Genomic DNA, 16,167 nt, shown 5'->3' with positions numbered 1-16,167 from the left:
AAATTAGATTTGGGCAGGAAGCATAAAATAAGGGGCTCAGATGATCATCTGAGCCCCTTATGAAATTCCTTATACTCTATGCAGCTCTACCTTCCAGGGCAGCTAAGAGCTCGTTTACAGAGGGCTCTACCAATACCTTCCCAGTAGGTAGAATTATCGTGGGAACCCTCCAAATACCCCCATTTACCTTTAGCATCTCCTCTTCAGCATGAGGATGAAGCTCAAGATCTATAAGCTTATAGTTGATATTCATACTATCTAGAACCATCTTTGCCCTCTTGCAGTCGCCACACCAAGAGGTACTATACACAACTATAGTTGCAGAATGTTCCATACAGATACACATCCTCCTAAAGATATTCTAGTAGCTATGCTACCTAAAGCGTTCATAAGATAGCAAAACTGTCATTATTTGCTACTAATGAAACTCTTCTGACACATCTGTATGCAACTGGGGTAACACAAACTGATGATAGACAGCTTTGCTTATATAATCGAGATCTTCATTAGAAACGGGATGAGCTCCCTCTTCTATAAGATGAGTACGCAAAAATATCTCCCCCTCAGGGGATTCAACCATTATCACCTCCACCACTGCTCTGCAGAAAACACAACGGACCCGAAGCCCTGGAGTTTCCTCAGGAGCATCAATCACAACTTCCCATTCGTGACGAAATTCCACCTGTCTTTGCCTTTCGTGTAAACTTGGCTTACCCTATCTATGATACTAATTTTAGTAAGCTGGGCTATCCCTTCTAAAAAGAGGAGATTTATGATTCGCAGAACCAGAACCCTGATCAATCTCATGAAAGAGGTCAGCTTAGATGAGGTACGGGAGAAAGCCAGCATGCCTTTTGCGCTGGTGATAACCGGCCCATCACGAGAGCTTCGCCAAAAGACCACAAACCTTTTATCAGGAGGAGCAAGCTATACCTCTGGAACCTTGATAGAGCACGATGCAAATACTGGATGGTCTCCAGTATTTGAGCGAGCATCATTAGTACTCTATGTACTGGACCACGGACAGGTCAGACAATCGGACCTAGAACTACTGGGAAGGATAGCTCGCATAGGGCTACCTATCATAGTATTGCTCTTGAATGCTGCAGCGCTTGTTGGGGATCAAAACACTTTGGACAGGTTCAACAGCATGATCCGGGACTCTCATGCCAAGATCAAGCTAGTACGTATCCAGGATTCTATCGAGACCCTATTGCGTACAATATTGCAAGAGTTGGATGCATTTGACATAGCTATTGCAAGGCAACTTCCACCCTTCAGACCGATAGTTGCCAATCAGCTTATATCCGAAGCTTCAAGAGCTAATGCTCAATTTGCGCTCATGTCCAATATCCCTATGGTTATACCTATTATCGGTAACATCGCAGCAGCTAGTGCCGATCTGCTTGTGCTCACTAAGAACCAAATTATGCTGGTCTTCAAGCTGGCCGCGGTAAATGGCCAAGACATACATAGCGGCAGAAAGATTCTAGCGGAGATAATACCAGTCGTCGGAGCTGGCTTCTTCTGGAGAACAGTAGCCAGGGAGCTGGCAGACTTAATGCCTTTTGGTGTGGGCGCCATACCCAAGACTATAATCGCCTACGCTGGCACATTTGTGGTTGGTAGAAGCGCTCAGTATTACTACTCCACAGGATTGCAGCCCAGCAACGACTTGCTCAGAAAGTTCTACTCCGACGCACTGGAGAGAGCCCGAAAGCTGTTTCCAAAGCAAGATACTGAGCCCAAGGAGCAAACTGATTAATCCAGAACCGGAGGTAAGAAAAGAGAATGGCTGTCGATAGGATGCCTGCTCAGTGGCGGAGAGCCTTAGGTAGATGGGAGAGATGGAAGAGCAGGGGCAGATTGAAGCCTGAGTTCGAGGAACTCACCTATGTAATGCTAGAGAAGCTACGAGAAGTAAACGACCCACAGGAGCTGATCAAGAAATACTATCTGGGCAACTACTGGGCGCTGCGTATCGCCAGGAAGATGTATCCTGACAGAGAGGATCTATGGGACATGGGCATGACGGCCGATGTTGCCTATGCTATGAGATACCAGGAGCTTACAGGTGAGAGCATCGCTGAGGACGAGCCAGAGGAAGACTAATTAGCCTACAGCATCAGAGATTTTGCCTGTTTAGATATAGGCAAACAAGACTTAACAGTATTCGTAAGGACCAACTCTCTGTGCCAAATAACTGGCAAGAGTGGCGCCGAGGTAATGGTATATACTGAGTATACTGAGCCTATATACCACTGAAGAGTAACAAAAACTTAGTTTCCAACCTGCAGAATATGAATGTTGAAGATAAGCTGCTAGACACAGGACCTGGCCTGGTTAAGAAGGGCGCTCCTTCTGCTATACATATCTTGCTTGCACTTTTAGCAGTATACCTCATATGGGGATCCACTTACTTAGGCATAAAATTTGCCCTAAGCAGCTTCCCACCGTTGCTTCTAGGGGGAATAAGATTCCTGATAGCGGGCTCCGTACTCTATATATGGTTACGGTTTCAAGGTCATTCAAAACCTACAAGAGAACAATGGCTCTCTTGCGCCTTAGTGGGTGCTCTCCTCCTGCTTATAGGAAATGGTGGAGTAGGCTTTGCTGAGCAGAACGTAGCCTCTAGCCTAGTCGCCTTAGTTATAGCGGCCACGCCTTTGTGGGCAGCAATATTCCTTAGCTTGATGGGAAGAAAACCAGGCAAGCTAGAGTGGATAGGTCTGACAATCGGTTTTCTCGGAGTAGCGCTGCTCAATCTAGATGGACAACTAAGATCAGAGCCTATATCAGCGGCTATAGTAATTGCCTCCTCCATCTGTTGGTCCTTTGGCTCAGTCATAAGCCAGAGGCTATCTATTCCATCAGGGCTTATGGCTAGTGCTTGCGAGATGCTTACAGGGGGAGCATTGATGTTGTTGATTGGCTTGATTCTTGGGGAAAAAATAAGCCTTCCAATAACTTTCGAGGCTTCTGTAGCGATAATTTATCTCACGATGATAGGCTCTCTGGTCGGATTTACTGCCTATAGCTTTCTACTGGAAAACGTCAGACCTTCTTTGGCGACAAGCTACGCGTACGTCAATCCGATAGTAGCAGTGATATTAGGCGCGTTCATTGGGAACGAACATATAAGCCCAATGATAATCGTTTCCATGCCCCTTATAATCTTAGGGATAGCTATAGTAGTTATGACTAAGAGCCCTAGTATGGAAAAAGAGGACTAGAAAGGCTCTAAAGCTTGCATCTAATCATACGGAAACCTTTTCAAATAAGTTACTGGTAGTAAGGAGCTAGCTTATAAAGCGTCTGTTATTGATCATAGCGCTTCTGTTGGTAATTGTCTGGTTCGGAAACGTACTAATAGAGATCCATAAGGTAGGAAACACCGACAATGCAGTGAAGTCGGATGCTATACTCGTACTTGGAGCTGCCCAGTACAACGGTAGACCCTCCCCTGTGTTCAGAGCAAGGCTGGACCACGCGCTCGCTCTATATAAGAAGAGGCTTGCCCCGAAGGTTGTGGTTGTGGGAGGTAAGGCGAGAGGGGACACCTATACCGAAGCGGATTCTGGTGTACGCTATCTCTTAAGAAGGGGCATACCTTCTAGCTCACTCGTGGCAGTACCTCATGGCCGAAGCACTTACAGCAGCTTGCGTGCAGCCAAAAACATGCTGCAACCCAAACATGTTCGATCTTTGATCATCGTAAGCGACAGATTCCATATGTATCGATCCCTGGAGATGGCCAAATCGCTTGGCTTTAGGGTAACTGGTTCCCCTACTCCCGACAGTCCTATAGATAAGGATCCCGCAGCTGAGACCAGGTATGTTATCAGGGAGGCACTAGCTTATACAGCCTACAGAATATCGGGACGTTGAGCCCCCTACTCGAAGACAACCGTACGGTTACCATCGACCAATACTCGGTCCTCAAGATGCCATCTGACCGCACGCGCTAGTACCCTTCGCTCAACTTCACGTCCTATCCTGATCATGTCCTGAACTGTGTCTCTGTGAGACACGTGAGCTATATCCTGATTGATTATGGGGCCTGCATCTAGCTCCTCTGTCACATAGTGAGCAGTAGCTCCTATAATCTTAACGCCTCTAGCATGTGCTTGATGATAAGGATTAGCCCCCACAAAGGCTGGAAGGAAGGAATGGTGTATGTTTATCATCCTCTGGCGATACGCGTTCACCACCTTGGGTGTGAGTATCTGCATGTACCGTGCAAGTACTACCAGGTCTATTGAGTACTTATCTAGGAGCTCTAGGATCTTGTCCTCCTGCTCTTCTCGAGTTTCCTTCGTCACTGGCAGATGATAAAAAGGAATCCCATAGGCTTCCACCCTGCTCGCGGCATTTGTATGATTTGAGATCACCAAAGGTATCTCAGCCGGAAGTTCTCCGGCATCCCACCTCCACAGCAAGTCAACCAGACAATGATCCTGCTTGGACACAAGTATAGCCACCCGCTTAGGTTGATCAGTGTAATATATCTGCCAATTCATAGAATACTGCCTGGCGAGCGGAGTAAAGGCAGCCCCAAACTCCTCCTTTCGCAGGCCAAACCCCTCACCCTCTATTACAAGACGCATAAAAAATCTTCCTGAATCGCTAACGTATTGATCAGCGCTCAGGATATTGCCGTTATGCATAGCTATAAACGAAGAAATAGCTGCTATAAGACCCTTCCGATCTGGACAATCAATAAGCAACCTAATGTTATAGCTCATGGACACCTCAAGTCTTCGAGGAAGTATGCAAGGATTGCCTCATTATTTTACTGGTTTCGCGCCAGTAGAGGATGCGATCTCGCTAACCCTTCACGCATATCTTAGGGCGCAATAAGGCAACTCTGTTAGCCAAGCCGGCATATTCCGTAGCCTCCGCTACAAGATCCACGTTTTTGTAAGCATCAGGAGCTTCCTCTGCAACACCTCGAGATGAGTGTGCGCGTACTATTATGCCTCTCGCTGCCAGTTGCTGAATGATCTCCTTGCCGGACCACTGCTTGAGAGCCTGCCTACGACTTAGCGCCCTTCCTGCGCCGTGGGATGCCGTGGAGAGAGCGCGTTGCTCGCTCGTATCCACTCCTACTAATATATAAGACCCCGTCCCCATACTGCCGCCGATCAGTACTGGTTGGCCTATATTTCGGTATCTTTGGGGTATATCTGGGTGTCCAGGTCCGTACGCGCGCGTCGCGCCCTTCCGGTGGATGTAGACGAATCTCTCACGCCCATCTATGACATGTTTCTCGCGCTTACATGTGTTGTGAGAAACATCATACAGAGTCTCGACCTTAGTACCAGGTATTATCTTCCTGAATGCCTGGCGGGTGAGATGAGTCAATATCTGTCGATTTGCAAGGGCACAGTTTATACCTGCATTCATCGCCCCTATGTACTCATGCCCCTCTGGAGAGGTTATAGGGGCACATGCCAGCTCTCTATCTGGTAAGTCAATCTTAAGTCTTTGAGCAGCCTTGGCCAGTGACAGCAAGTAATCAGTTCCTATCTGGTGTCCTAACCCTCTGGAGCCGCAGTGGATGGATACAACTATCTGCCCCTCCCATAGGCCGAACGCTTCCGCAGCTTTCTGATCGTAAACCTTCTCTACGACCTGCACTTCAAGATAGTGATTACCTGACCCCAAGGTACCCATCTCACCTTTCTGGCGCTTCTTCGCTTCTTTTGAGACGAACTCAGGGACAGCGCCCTCCATCCGTCCATGCTCTTCTATATACTCCAAATCCTCTGGCACACCATAACCTTCCCTGACTGCCCACTCAGCGCCGCCTTCAAGCACTCTGTCCAGCTCTTTAGGGGAAAGTTTGATCTCTCCCTCTTCTCCTACACCAGCAGGAATAGTTTTATACAGCTCATCAGCCAGCCTCTCGGCATAGGGCTCGAGATCTCTCAACGATAGGTCTGTGCGTAGGCAGCGTATACCACAAGAGATGTCGAAGCCAACGCCCCCAGCAGATATTATGCCTCCTTCTTCCGGGTCAAATGCAGCTACTCCGCCAATGGGGAATCCGTAACCCCAGTGTGCATCGGGCATAGTCATAGCCTTGCCGACTATTCCGGGTAACTTTGCCACGTTAGTTATCTGCTCAAGTACCTTGTCGTCCATAGACCTGAGCAGTTCCTTGGTTCCATACAGAACTACGGGAGCTCTTTTCTCCCCAGGCTTAAGAGGCACTGTCCATGTATACTCATCTATCTTCTCTAGCTTTGACAGGTCCATCTGCCTTCCCTCCCTGACCTATACATCTACTACGCACCTAGCCTGCCACACTCCATTCTCCTGCTCGACCGAAAGCATAGTGAAAGTAGCCCCTTTCACTTCAGTTCCACGTTCAAGGTCCGTGCTCCAGGGCTGTCCCCATGCCTTACCTATCCACTTATTACCTTGCCTAACCAAATGAAACTTTCCTAGCGCCAGATCATACTCTCGAGCTAAGACCAGAAGCTTGTTAAGCCAGGTAAATAAGGCAAGCTCTGGATCTTCTTCCTCGAATTCAAAAACTACTTCTTTTTCCGGCTTAACTGCTTCTAAATCCAGCATGACCGCGAACATAGCCTTTGCGGCAGATTCGAAGGCCGACTCTAGCGAACTTCCCCTGCCTACTATGCCAACATCTGCATCGTGATCAAAGTACTCGTAGTCATAAATATCGCTCATATTCCCCATAAGATTGAAGATAATATGCTGAGCAAGATATATTTTGTGCTCTAAGGATTAGTTCCGCAAGGGCGATGCCGCTAGCATCTTTCTTGCTGTACAGGTGCAGCAAACACGGGAGGAGACAAAGGTGCAGGACAAAAAGCAGAATTTACCTATAAGGCTTTATCGAGGGGAAGGACATCTAGTGATAGCTGCTCCTATGCCCGGACTCGAACCACAAGACATAAGGATAACTGTATCTATGGACAAAGTAGTATTAAGTGGGTCTGAAAGAGGGCCAAAGCAGCACCTCAGGGATCTGATTATATCTGAGTGGTCGGTGGGACCATACTACCGGGAAGTGGAGTTGCCTGAGAGGGTGAACCCCTCATTGGTCAACGCTACCTATGGAAACGGCATAGTTGTAGTTTCCATGCCATTACTAACCAAAGAAGAGCATATTGAACCACAGGAGTTCACCCTCACTCCGCTAGAGTCCACCCGTGGTGAACACGTAGGGCATTCGGGCAAGGATATGACACCAGTAGATATGTCGCAGCGTGCCAAGAAATAGACCAAGCCATGCAGGAGCTATCTGCTACTCCTGCATGGCCAATACTTGTTCCTTACCTCCGAGCATCCAGCCCCCAATGAAAACTAGAGCTATGAATGGGATCATTATTATGGCCAGGGCTACACCCCCTTGCGTGCCCTTGCCAAAGCCAGCAGCTGCCATTGCCTGGTTATACAACCCAAGAGCTATTATAAGTCCTACAATCACTCCGCCTATGGCGCCTATCCATACCAATAGCTGCCCCAACCTAGGAGATACCGAGGGAGATACGTCTTCAGGACGCATGATCTCGGTCCAAAGCAAGCCCCACTGCTTGATGCGAGGATAGATTATCAAGAGAATAAACGGCCCCAGCACTATCCCGGCAATGGCGTTATTGATGGTGATTATTACCGAGAGAGCAGCGAATGGGGCAAGCCTGATCAAATCTGCAAACCAGCTAATCACAAGGGCACACGCGGCAGAGCTTACTATCACCACTGCGATATAAGCTGCAAGCTTCTTGCCCGAGTTGATAGAAGGCTCCTTGTCCTTGGAATTGTAAAATATTGCCCCCCATAGCTTGTAGGGAATGTACCCTAGCAGGAAGTTACCAACAAATCCTCCGATGCTGCCTAGGGTTAGAGTACCAAAGAAATCTCCTATTAGGTTTCCAATCGCTGCCCCCCATGCACCGGCAGGACCAAAGAGAAGACCAAACACGAACGGGAACACGTTGGCTGGTCTAACCTCAGTGAGAGAAGGAATAATAACAAATCCTTTGAAAGGTATAAGAACTGCTGCGTAAATAGCTGCGCTCAACGCCGTGAGAACAATCATCTGGGTATACTTCCACATAGTAAAGACTTCCTTCATTGCATAAGCCCTCCCCGAATTATGTAATAAGATTATAGATATCCCAAGATACGAGCTAATATGATGAATACCAATAAACCTAGAGCAATGAATATAACTACAAAGTCCCTTCCTACCATCTTCAACTGTAGATAGTAGGTACGACTTGGCATCGCCCCAAACCCCTTGGACTCTAGCGCCATACTGAATATATTGGTGGATCTTATTGTAGAGATGAAAACAGGTATTAACAAGGGGATGTAGTTTTTTATCCTTTGGATTGGGCCTCCCGTGTCAAGATCCAACCCTCTAGATCTCTGTGCTTGGGTGATGGTGGTAGTAGTGGAGGCTATCGTCGGGACCAGGCGCAAGGCTGTCGAGACCACAAAAGCAAACCTATATGGTATACCTATCCTTACTAGCGCCATGGCTATGTCTTCGTTACGAGTTATAGAAAGAAAGATCAGGCCAGCTATAACCATGGTGTCTATTCTAATAGCCACAGATACGGCGTAAACGACGGATTCACGCTCTACGATCCAGAATAGGGGAGTAGTTCCCTGCTGGAACAAAGACCAAAGGACTATGGTCACCAGAGTTATCATGAACAATACAAACCTAATCCTCCGAAGGTTGACCAACACCCCAGCTACATAACCAGCTAGTAAAACCAACAACAATATGGCTAACAAATAAAGAGGGTTCAGAGAGATGAAAACTAACACAAAGGTTACCAGGAGCAGCAGCATCTTGGTACGAGGATCAAGCCTATGGAATATTGAATCCCGATCTATATACAAATAATAGGGATCCATCTATCTATTCTCCTTAGTGACATGTACTAGCTCCTCAACCGAACGCACAGTATAGCCCAGCAGATTGCTCATCGACACTATTTGAGGTGGCTTTAGCGCGGCATCTCGCAGCTCCTCCTCCCTGGAGAACACCTCTCGCACAGTCCCAGACAGGTAAACTCTGCCATCCTTCATGACTACAACTCGGTCCGCATATTCAGCAACCAACCACATGCTATGTGTGACTACGATGATGGTCGAGCCAGATTCGTTCAACCTCTTTACTAGCTCCATCATGCTGCGCTGCTGGGAATAGTCCAAGCCAGTGGTGGGCTCATCTAGGATCAGGACCTCGGGATTGCCCGCAAGAACAGATGCCACAGCTACTCTCTGTCGCTCACCTTTGGTAAGGGAGAATGGATCAGCGTCTTCATATCCTTCCAAGTCGACCGCCCTCAAGGCATCGGCAACTCTCTGCTTGATCTCGCTCTCAGGTGTATGGCGTAGCCTCAACCCAAAAGCGACTTCATCATAGACCTTATCAGAAAATATCTGGTGATCCGGGTTCTGAAAGACATAGCCTATATGTTGTCCCAGTGTCCTGATACCTAGCTTGCGTGTCTCCTCACCATTTACCCTGACACTACCGGAGGTTGGATATAACAGACCATTGAAATGCTTAACCAGAGTTGTCTTCCCAGAGCCATTCTGGCCAAGAATCGCCAAGAATTCCCCTTTATGAACATTTAGGTTTACATCCTCAAGTGCCAGCACTCCACCCGGATACATGTGGCTCAGGTTTCGAACCTCGATAATAACTTCATGGTTAGATTCCATCCTGGACTTTTCTTCTTCCACAAGCTTCGTGTAGGCCCCTTCGTCCACTCTATATCCCCGGCGTCGAAACTCCTGCACCCCTTCTTCAGGGGTAAGAGGTAGCTCCATTTCTGGTACGCCCATCACACTGAAAAACTGAGGCACCTGCAAAGGCATCACCCCACACTCTTCCATAAGATCTACCTTGCGCAGCATTTCCTTGGCAGGATAATCTGCCACTACCTGACCATCTCTCATCAACACTATCCTGTCAGCGTTGAGGGCTTCTTCGGTCTCATGTTCAATAACTATGAGTGTGACATCTTCTTCCTGCTCAAGGCTGCGAGCGATTTTGAAAACACCTTCCTTGCCAATGGGATCAAGATCGGTAGTGGGCTCATCCATACATAGAACTCTAGGCTGAATAGCCAAGACAGATGCTATAGCTAAGCGCTGTTTCTGCCCACCGGACAAGGTAGCAGGACGCCTCTCCTCAAAACCCTGCAAACCCACTTTGGCCAAGGATTCTCTTATCCGTAAGCCTATTTCATCTGGATGTACGCAGAAATTCTCAGGGCCAAAAGCTACTTCAAGAGCCACGTTGGTGGAGAACAACTGAGCTTCAAAATCCTGGAAAACCAGCCCCACATAACGAGCCAGCTCGCCGACCCGACTATCCCGAGTGGATTTACCAAATATAAAGACGTTTCCTTCCATCTTGCCCCTATAGAAATGAGGGATCAGGCCATTCAGAGAGATGGCAAGGGTACTCTTGCCGGCACCAGAGGGACCCATTATCACTACGAAATCGCCTTGCTTGACTTCCAAGCTGAGGGACTGAACGGCAGGCTCTTTCCGGCCACGGTACCTCCAAGTAAAAGATTCAATCTTGATGGGTATATCTTCTTGCATAAGCGCTCCAGTAATATCAAGCGTCGTGATTGTACTACCACATTTTGCACTTAACAAGAGAGTGTTTCTAGGCCAACTAAGCCTTTATTTTATGTTGGCACGGTAGATGCTATTACTACGCCGATTGATTTCGGGGGCCGAGTAATCATTGTAGGGAGGGGAGTAAATGTCTTTACTATGGTTGCTCATCATACTGCTTATCATAGCTATACTATTCGGGGGATGGGGTTACGGCAGATACGGTCCTTATGTGAGCATTGGTCCAGTCGCTCTAATAATCTTGATCATACTGATTCTGTGGCTAACCGGTAGCCTAACTTGATCAGCAGGCCACGTGGAACTACTCGGCCCTCCACGTGGCAGCCATAAATTCCAGTACAGAAATGTAGTTGGAGAGGTTCTTATCCTTACTTCTCAAGGTCATTACCCAAGCCTTACTACCATAAACCCATACTAGTTGCCTAATGTAGAACACCTCGGGTGACTTACTAAAATCAGTCCATGCTAGCCACTGCCCTGATATAAGTCCACCTCTATAATCCCCTAATCTTTGAACTCTCACTCCGGCTATCCTGCTGATATTGTTCACGCTGGCATCTACGTAGCTATCGAGGTTGACACCCGGATTTAGGTCTTCGGCAAACACCGTAATATAAGCCTCAACTCCAGGCTTTCTCGGATAAAACACATCACCCCTTACTCCGGCAGAGCTTATCCCACCACTTACTCCGTACCAACCTGCAGGTAGCTTCAGAGTGTAGTTATAGATCTTAGATTCAAAAGCTATACTAGACGATATAACTTTCGATGGTGTTGCACTAGGGATAACAGAAGGAGTCGAAGCTGGGCTATTTGTTGTAGGGGTAACAACAGCTGCAGGGGAGCTGAAGCCCGTTGGGGTGGGTAGATGTACTTTTGAGGATCCACTCCCCTGAGTCAGAAATCCAAGTGGGCTGCATGCCCAACATGTAGCAATTAGTATAGCAAGCAGCCCACTTAGAAGATGCTTCATGATCGCTAGCTGCGGAACCTTAAAGGCATCACATCGAGCATAGTCCTCAGACCAGGGGGCAGATTCATAAGAACGCTTGCAGCATTAACTACTATAGAGGCAGTAGCGCGATCACCATGCACGCCACCATCGAACCTCAGATCCAGATCCGGTATACCCCATATTTGTATGTGGTCAACAGGTTCATCGGCACCTACGTACATCTTTAGGTCCAGTACTAACTTCTCTATATCCCGACCATAAGCTCTGATCGTCTGCCTAACTCCCGCAACCTGACCTGGCTGTATGTTGCCGATGGCAGCTAATATCTCACGCTCCGCAACTATGGGCTCTATGCTTTCCTCAAAATCTTTGCACTCCCAACCCATAGCATCGATGATCATCCAAGCTGACTCAGGCAAGCCTACATGCCTTACGTTCCCTGTGGCCACAAGCTGCCTAAACTCCTCAACGGTCAGCCCAGCACCCACTTTGCGTTGCAGCTGCAGCCGCCTACCTCCAGCATCTACCACCCTCTCTATGTGAATGCGGTCCACCTTTTGACAAACTGTAGTCACTGTCAGAGGAAAAGCATCCATAACAAAACCAGGATTCACCCCAGTCCCCAGTATCCTGACGTTCGCCTCCTTGGCCTTCATATCTAGTTCAGTTGCCAGACCGGGATAGGTACGCCAAGGATAAGAAAGTTCCTCACAGGTGGAAACAACACTTAGTCCCTTTTCTATGGCGGACTCTATCTGAGGCTTGACTACTTCCAGGAAAGATGAAGTTGTGTGAAGGATAAGATCTGCTTCAGTATTCTGTAACGCTTCCTCCAGAGAGGAGCTAACTATGACCTCGGAAGGGGCACCAGTTACCTCCTCAACTGTACGACCGACCTTAGATGGGTCTATATCCACGGCGCCGACCAGACGCATATTGCTTTTGGAAGCAGCGACTCTCGCCACCTCGGACCCTATAGGGCCAAGACCGAAAGAAATTACTCTTATCTCAGACACAATAGGCTCTCCCACATCCACAAGTATTTTTCCTCGAATACCTAGTCGAGGAAATCCCTTAGATGGTTGAGCTTTCCAGGCTTGCGAAGTTTCTCTAGGGCCTTAGCCTCTATCTGGCGTACCCTTTCACGAGTAACACCAAGCCTATGGCCAACCTCTTCTAGTGTATGGGGTGAAGAGCCTTCTAGTCCATATCTCAGCACCATTACCTTGCGCTCTTTCTCTGTGAGGGAGTTCAGAACCTTGGATAACTCCCTCTTAAGCACTTCTCCTATAGCCAGATCTACAGGAGTCTCAGTAGTCGAATCAGGGATAAACTGCCCTAAAGAAGAATCGCCATCCGTTCCCACTGGACCCTCTAAGGAAAGCGGATGGCGAGACGCTCTCATTATTAGCCTCACCTTCTCTGGGTTCATTCCCATATACTCAGCAAGTTCCTCGCATGTAGGTTCCCTGCCGAGCTCCTGTGAGAGCTTACGTGAGGCCTTATAGAGGTGATTCATGGTTTCCGTAATGTGTACTGGAAGCCTTATCGTCCTGGCCTGATCTGCTATAGCCCTGGTAACGGCCTGCCGTATCCACCAAGTAGCATAGGTCGAGAACTTAAACCCCTTGCGATAGTCAAATTTATCCGTAGCCCGCATGAGGCCTATGTTACCTTCCTCGATAAGATCAAGGAGGCTAAGGCCCCTATTCATGTGCTTTTTAGCAACGCTTACGACCAGTCTGAGGTTTGCTTCTATAAGATGCCTTCTCGCTCTTTCCCCTTCGTCCACTTCTGCGAGCAGTTTATCGCGTTGCTCGGGTTCGTATTTGCCACTGTCAAGAACACTTTGGGCTTTCTTGCCCCTTTCCATCTTTTTAGCCAGCTCCACCTCCTGTTCGGCGGTGAGCAGAGGCACAAGCCCTATCTCCCTAAGATACATACGCACGGAATCATCTAAGTCTTCGCTAAGGTCCTCCTCCTGCTTGTCGTATTCTGCTTCCTCGGGTAGATCTTCGTATTGATGAGAAAAATGGGGGTCTTGAAAGGGGACATCATGGATCTCAGATAACACTGGCTCCTCCACGCACCTGGCTTTTGCAGAAAGTTTGCTATCAGCGAATAGTTAAAGCAAACTTTTGACTTTGAATATAACATACTACGAAGGATTTGAGTAGGGTATATCCTATATAATCTTTCCTTACCTACTGTAATTCCTTCAGTAGCCTGCTAGCTATAACCATTCTCTGCGCTTCGCTGGTACCTTCGTAAATCTCCGTCACCTTAGAATCTCTATAAAACTTTTCCACGGGATATTCAGCGCTATATCCCAAGGAGCCGTGTATCTGTATTGCTTCCCTGGCAGCACTGACGCACATCTCAGAAGCAAATAGCTTAGCCATTGAAGCTGCCAAAGTTATATTTTCTCCTTTATCTTCAAGCATGGCTGCCCTATACGTCAGTAGCCTTGCAGCCTCAACCTGAGTGGCCATATCTGCTATCTTCCACTGAATGGCCTGAAACTCCGCTATGGGCCTGCCAAACTGGCGCCTTTGAACAGCGTACTGTATTGACATTTCCAAACACGCCTGACCTATCCCCACCGCTTGCGCAGCTATTCCTATTCTGCCACCATCTAGCGACTGCATAGCTATCTTGAAGCCCTGGCCCTCCTCTCCAAGCCTGTCACGCGCAGAGACTTTCACTCCATCGAGGTGCACAGTGCAAGAGTGGGCAGCTTTTATACCAAGCTTGCTTTCGGAAGGGTCTACAACCAAGCCGGGGGATTCACGATCGACTATGAATGCTGAGATGTCCTTATGGTTACCCCTATTATCAGTCCGGGCAAACACTATGAATAATCCAGCATGACTAGCATTGGTTATCCAAACCTTAGTGCCCGTCAAGAAGTAATGATCTCCGTCTCTTGAAGCTCTCGTTTGTATAGATGCAGCATCAGTACCAGATTCAGGTTCAGTTAGAGCAAACGCCCCTAAGGTCTTGCCGGAAGCAAGCAGGCTCAAATATTTACCCTTTTGTTCCTCAGTTCCCCAGCGCTGAAGTGGCACCGCCGTCAGAGAGGTGTGAGCAGAGACTATAGTGCCTATGGAAGGGTCTACTCTGGAAAGCTCCTCAATCAGGATAGCATAGGACAAAAAATCCGACCCAGATCCTCCATATTGCGGGTTTATGGGAGCTCCCATAAACCCTAACTGTCCAAGTTCTTCTATAATACCCGCTGGGAATCTAGCCTCTCTGTCATTTTGCAAGACTTGGGGCCTAATACGATCCTCAGCAAACTTTCTTACGATCGATCTAAGGACTTGATAGTCTTCAGGTAGGGCCAAACAGTTGGAAAGCCCCATCGATCTATCCCTCCACTTGTAAGACCAAAGCATCACCCTGAGCTGTGCCACTGCAGATGGCTGCTAGTCCATACCCTCCACCACGCCTATGCAGCTCATGAAGCAGAGTGGTCACGATCCTAGCTCCGCTAGCCCCAATTGGGTGTCCCAACGCTATGGCTCCTCCGTTAACATTGACCTTCTCTGGATCCGCATTTAGCTTCCTGATAGAGATGATAGCTACACTAGCAAAAGCCTCATTTATCTCTATAAGATCCATGTCATCTATAAGCATGTTTACTTTGCACAGGGCCTGTTGAGCCGCCATGGCTGGGGTATACGCCAAGTATGGGGGATCCCATGCAGCTGCGCCTTGAGCCAAAATAAATGCCAATGGCCTTAGGCCGTGCGCACGCACGTAATCCTCGCTAGCAAGCACGAGTGCTGATGCTCCGTCGTTTACGCCTGGAGCATTTCCAGCCGTGACTGTGCCATTAGGATCAAATACTGGCTTTAGCCTAGAAAGTGCCTCCATGGAAGTATCTCTTCTGGGGGCTTCATCTTGATCTACGAGGCTTTTGTCCCCCTTGTTAGAGCTAACCTCTACAGGGATTATTTCATCATCGAACCTACCAGCATCTATTGCTGCGATAGCACGCTTGTGGCTCCTAAGAGCCCATTCATCCTGCTGCTGCCTGGTAACTCCTTCCTTGCTAGCAACAGAGCTACCATGGTTGCCCATGTGTACGTGCAAGATGGGATCCCATAAACCATCATGGATCATAGCATCCAGCAGCTCACCATTGCCCATCCTGTAACCCCACCGAGCCTTAGGGATGAGATAAGGAGCATTACTCATGCTCTCCATGCCGCCAGCAACTACTATGTTGTGTTCGCCGAGCCTGATAAGAGCATCAGCCAGAGCTATGGCCCTCATTCCACTACCGCACACTCTATTGAGTGTATCGGCAGTAACCTCTCTACCCAGGCCAGCCCTAAAAGCTGCCTGCCTGGCAGGTGTCATGCCAAGACCTGCGCCTATTACATTACCCATAATCACGTGCTGCACTTCTGATGGGGGGATCCCTGCCCTCTCTATAGCAGATCTGATAACAATAGCGCCCAGATCTACGGCGCTCAGGGAAGCTAATGCACCGCCAAGCTTGCCTATGGGAGTTCTAACCGCGCTTAGTATTGCCGTTCTGGACATCATAAATC

General features: G+C 48.2%; 18 protein-coding genes. 6 read left to right on the top strand and 12 right to left on the bottom strand.

Annotated features, from left to right (window positions below):
• Positions 1 to 76: 76 nt before the first annotated feature.
• Positions 77 to 334, bottom strand: coding sequence for a glutaredoxin family protein (locus TTER_RS01885; RefSeq protein ID WP_012874338.1), 258 nt, complete (start codon positions 332 to 334; stop codon positions 77 to 79).
• A 438-nt stretch (positions 335 to 772) separates the two neighbouring features.
• Here TTER_RS01885 and TTER_RS14495 point away from each other — a divergent pair, with 438 nt between their 5' ends.
• The 4 genes from TTER_RS14495 to TTER_RS01865 all read left to right on the top strand — a co-directional run bounded on the left by TTER_RS14495 (position 773) and on the right by TTER_RS01865 (position 3,888).
• Positions 773 to 1,765: a hypothetical protein gene (locus TTER_RS14495; RefSeq protein ID WP_012874336.1), complete on the top strand. Its 993-nt coding sequence runs from the start codon at positions 773 to 775 to the stop codon at positions 1,763 to 1,765.
• Between the two features lie 26 nt (positions 1,766 to 1,791).
• A complete protein-coding gene (locus TTER_RS01875) occupies positions 1,792 to 2,112 on the top strand; it encodes a hypothetical protein (protein WP_012874335.1) in 321 nt (106 codons plus the stop codon).
• Between the two features lie 188 nt (positions 2,113 to 2,300).
• Complete coding sequence (yedA, locus tag TTER_RS01870) at positions 2,301 to 3,233, top strand: drug/metabolite exporter YedA (RefSeq protein ID WP_012874334.1); 933 nt, start codon at positions 2,301 to 2,303, stop codon at positions 3,231 to 3,233.
• Between the two features lie 88 nt (positions 3,234 to 3,321).
• Entirely contained in the window at positions 3,322 to 3,888 is a 567-nt protein-coding gene (locus TTER_RS01865) for a YdcF family protein (protein ID WP_012874333.1), read from the top strand.
• Between the two features lie 5 nt (positions 3,889 to 3,893).
• Here TTER_RS01865 and purU read toward each other — a convergent pair whose 3' ends face one another.
• The 3 genes from purU to TTER_RS01850 form a co-directional block, all read right to left on the bottom strand.
• Positions 3,894 to 4,745, bottom strand: a complete 852-nt coding sequence (gene purU, locus TTER_RS01860) for a formyltetrahydrofolate deformylase (RefSeq protein ID WP_012874332.1) — start codon at positions 4,743 to 4,745, stop codon at positions 3,894 to 3,896.
• An 82-nt stretch (positions 4,746 to 4,827) separates the two neighbouring features.
• Entirely contained in the window at positions 4,828 to 6,261 is a 1,434-nt protein-coding gene (locus tag TTER_RS01855; protein WP_012874331.1) for an RtcB family protein, read from the bottom strand.
• A gap of 18 nt (positions 6,262 to 6,279) precedes the next feature.
• A complete protein-coding gene (locus tag TTER_RS01850; RefSeq protein ID WP_012874330.1) occupies positions 6,280 to 6,708 on the bottom strand; it encodes an archease in 429 nt (142 codons plus the stop codon).
• Between the two features lie 121 nt (positions 6,709 to 6,829).
• Here TTER_RS01850 and TTER_RS01845 point away from each other — a divergent pair, with 121 nt between their 5' ends.
• Complete coding sequence (locus TTER_RS01845; protein WP_012874329.1) at positions 6,830 to 7,255, top strand: Hsp20/alpha crystallin family protein; 426 nt, start codon at positions 6,830 to 6,832, stop codon at positions 7,253 to 7,255.
• A 24-nt stretch (positions 7,256 to 7,279) separates the two neighbouring features.
• Here TTER_RS01845 and TTER_RS01840 read toward each other — a convergent pair whose 3' ends face one another.
• Genes TTER_RS01840 through TTER_RS01830 form a run of 3 tightly spaced genes read right to left on the bottom strand, consistent with a single transcriptional unit; the run spans position 7,280 to position 10,611 of the window.
• A complete protein-coding gene (locus TTER_RS01840; RefSeq protein ID WP_012874328.1) occupies positions 7,280 to 8,110 on the bottom strand; it encodes a QueT transporter family protein in 831 nt (276 codons plus the stop codon).
• 32 nt (positions 8,111 to 8,142) lie between these two features.
• Positions 8,143 to 8,904, bottom strand: a complete 762-nt coding sequence (locus TTER_RS01835; RefSeq protein ID WP_012874327.1) for an energy-coupling factor transporter transmembrane component T family protein — start codon at positions 8,902 to 8,904, stop codon at positions 8,143 to 8,145.
• Positions 8,905 to 10,611 carry an ABC transporter ATP-binding protein gene (locus tag TTER_RS01830; protein ID WP_012874326.1) on the bottom strand — a complete coding sequence of 569 codons (1,707 nt, stop codon included), beginning with the start codon at positions 10,609 to 10,611 and terminating at the stop codon, positions 8,905 to 8,907.
• 166 nt (positions 10,612 to 10,777) lie between these two features.
• On the opposite strand from TTER_RS01830, the gene TTER_RS15525 reads away from it, so the two are divergent.
• On the top strand, positions 10,778 to 10,933 hold the full coding sequence (locus TTER_RS15525; RefSeq protein ID WP_012874325.1) for a hypothetical protein: 156 nt from the start codon (positions 10,778 to 10,780) through the stop codon (positions 10,931 to 10,933).
• Between the two features lie 18 nt (positions 10,934 to 10,951).
• On the opposite strand, the gene TTER_RS15520 is transcribed toward TTER_RS15525, so the two are convergent.
• From TTER_RS15520 to TTER_RS01805, 5 genes are all read right to left on the bottom strand, one after another.
• Positions 10,952 to 11,623 carry a hypothetical protein gene (locus TTER_RS15520; protein WP_012874324.1) on the bottom strand — a complete coding sequence of 224 codons (672 nt, stop codon included), beginning with the start codon at positions 11,621 to 11,623 and terminating at the stop codon, positions 10,952 to 10,954.
• A gap of 5 nt (positions 11,624 to 11,628) precedes the next feature.
• Complete coding sequence (locus tag TTER_RS01820; protein WP_169302601.1) at positions 11,629 to 12,621, bottom strand: NAD(P)H-dependent amine dehydrogenase family protein; 993 nt, start codon at positions 12,619 to 12,621, stop codon at positions 11,629 to 11,631.
• Positions 12,622 to 12,662: 41 nt separating this feature from the next.
• The gene (gene rpoD, locus TTER_RS01815) at positions 12,663 to 13,679 is read right to left on the bottom strand and encodes an RNA polymerase sigma factor RpoD (protein ID WP_012874322.1); all 1,017 of its coding nucleotides are present in this window, start codon (positions 13,677 to 13,679) and stop codon (positions 12,663 to 12,665) included.
• A 130-nt stretch (positions 13,680 to 13,809) separates the two neighbouring features.
• Positions 13,810 to 14,970, bottom strand: a complete 1,161-nt coding sequence (locus TTER_RS01810) for an acyl-CoA dehydrogenase family protein (protein ID WP_012874321.1) — start codon at positions 14,968 to 14,970, stop codon at positions 13,810 to 13,812.
• Between the two features lie 4 nt (positions 14,971 to 14,974).
• Positions 14,975 to 16,159 (bottom strand): acetyl-CoA C-acetyltransferase, encoded by a 1,185-nt coding sequence (locus TTER_RS01805; protein ID WP_012874320.1) that lies wholly within the window; start codon positions 16,157 to 16,159, stop codon positions 14,975 to 14,977.
• Positions 16,160 to 16,167: the final 8 nt, after the last annotated feature.

The sequence above is a fragment of the Thermobaculum terrenum ATCC BAA-798 genome (assembly GCF_000025005.1).
Classification (GTDB): Bacteria; Chloroflexota; Chloroflexia; order Thermobaculales; family Thermobaculaceae; genus Thermobaculum; species Thermobaculum terrenum.
This window is presented reverse-complemented; position numbering and strand designations above follow the sequence as displayed.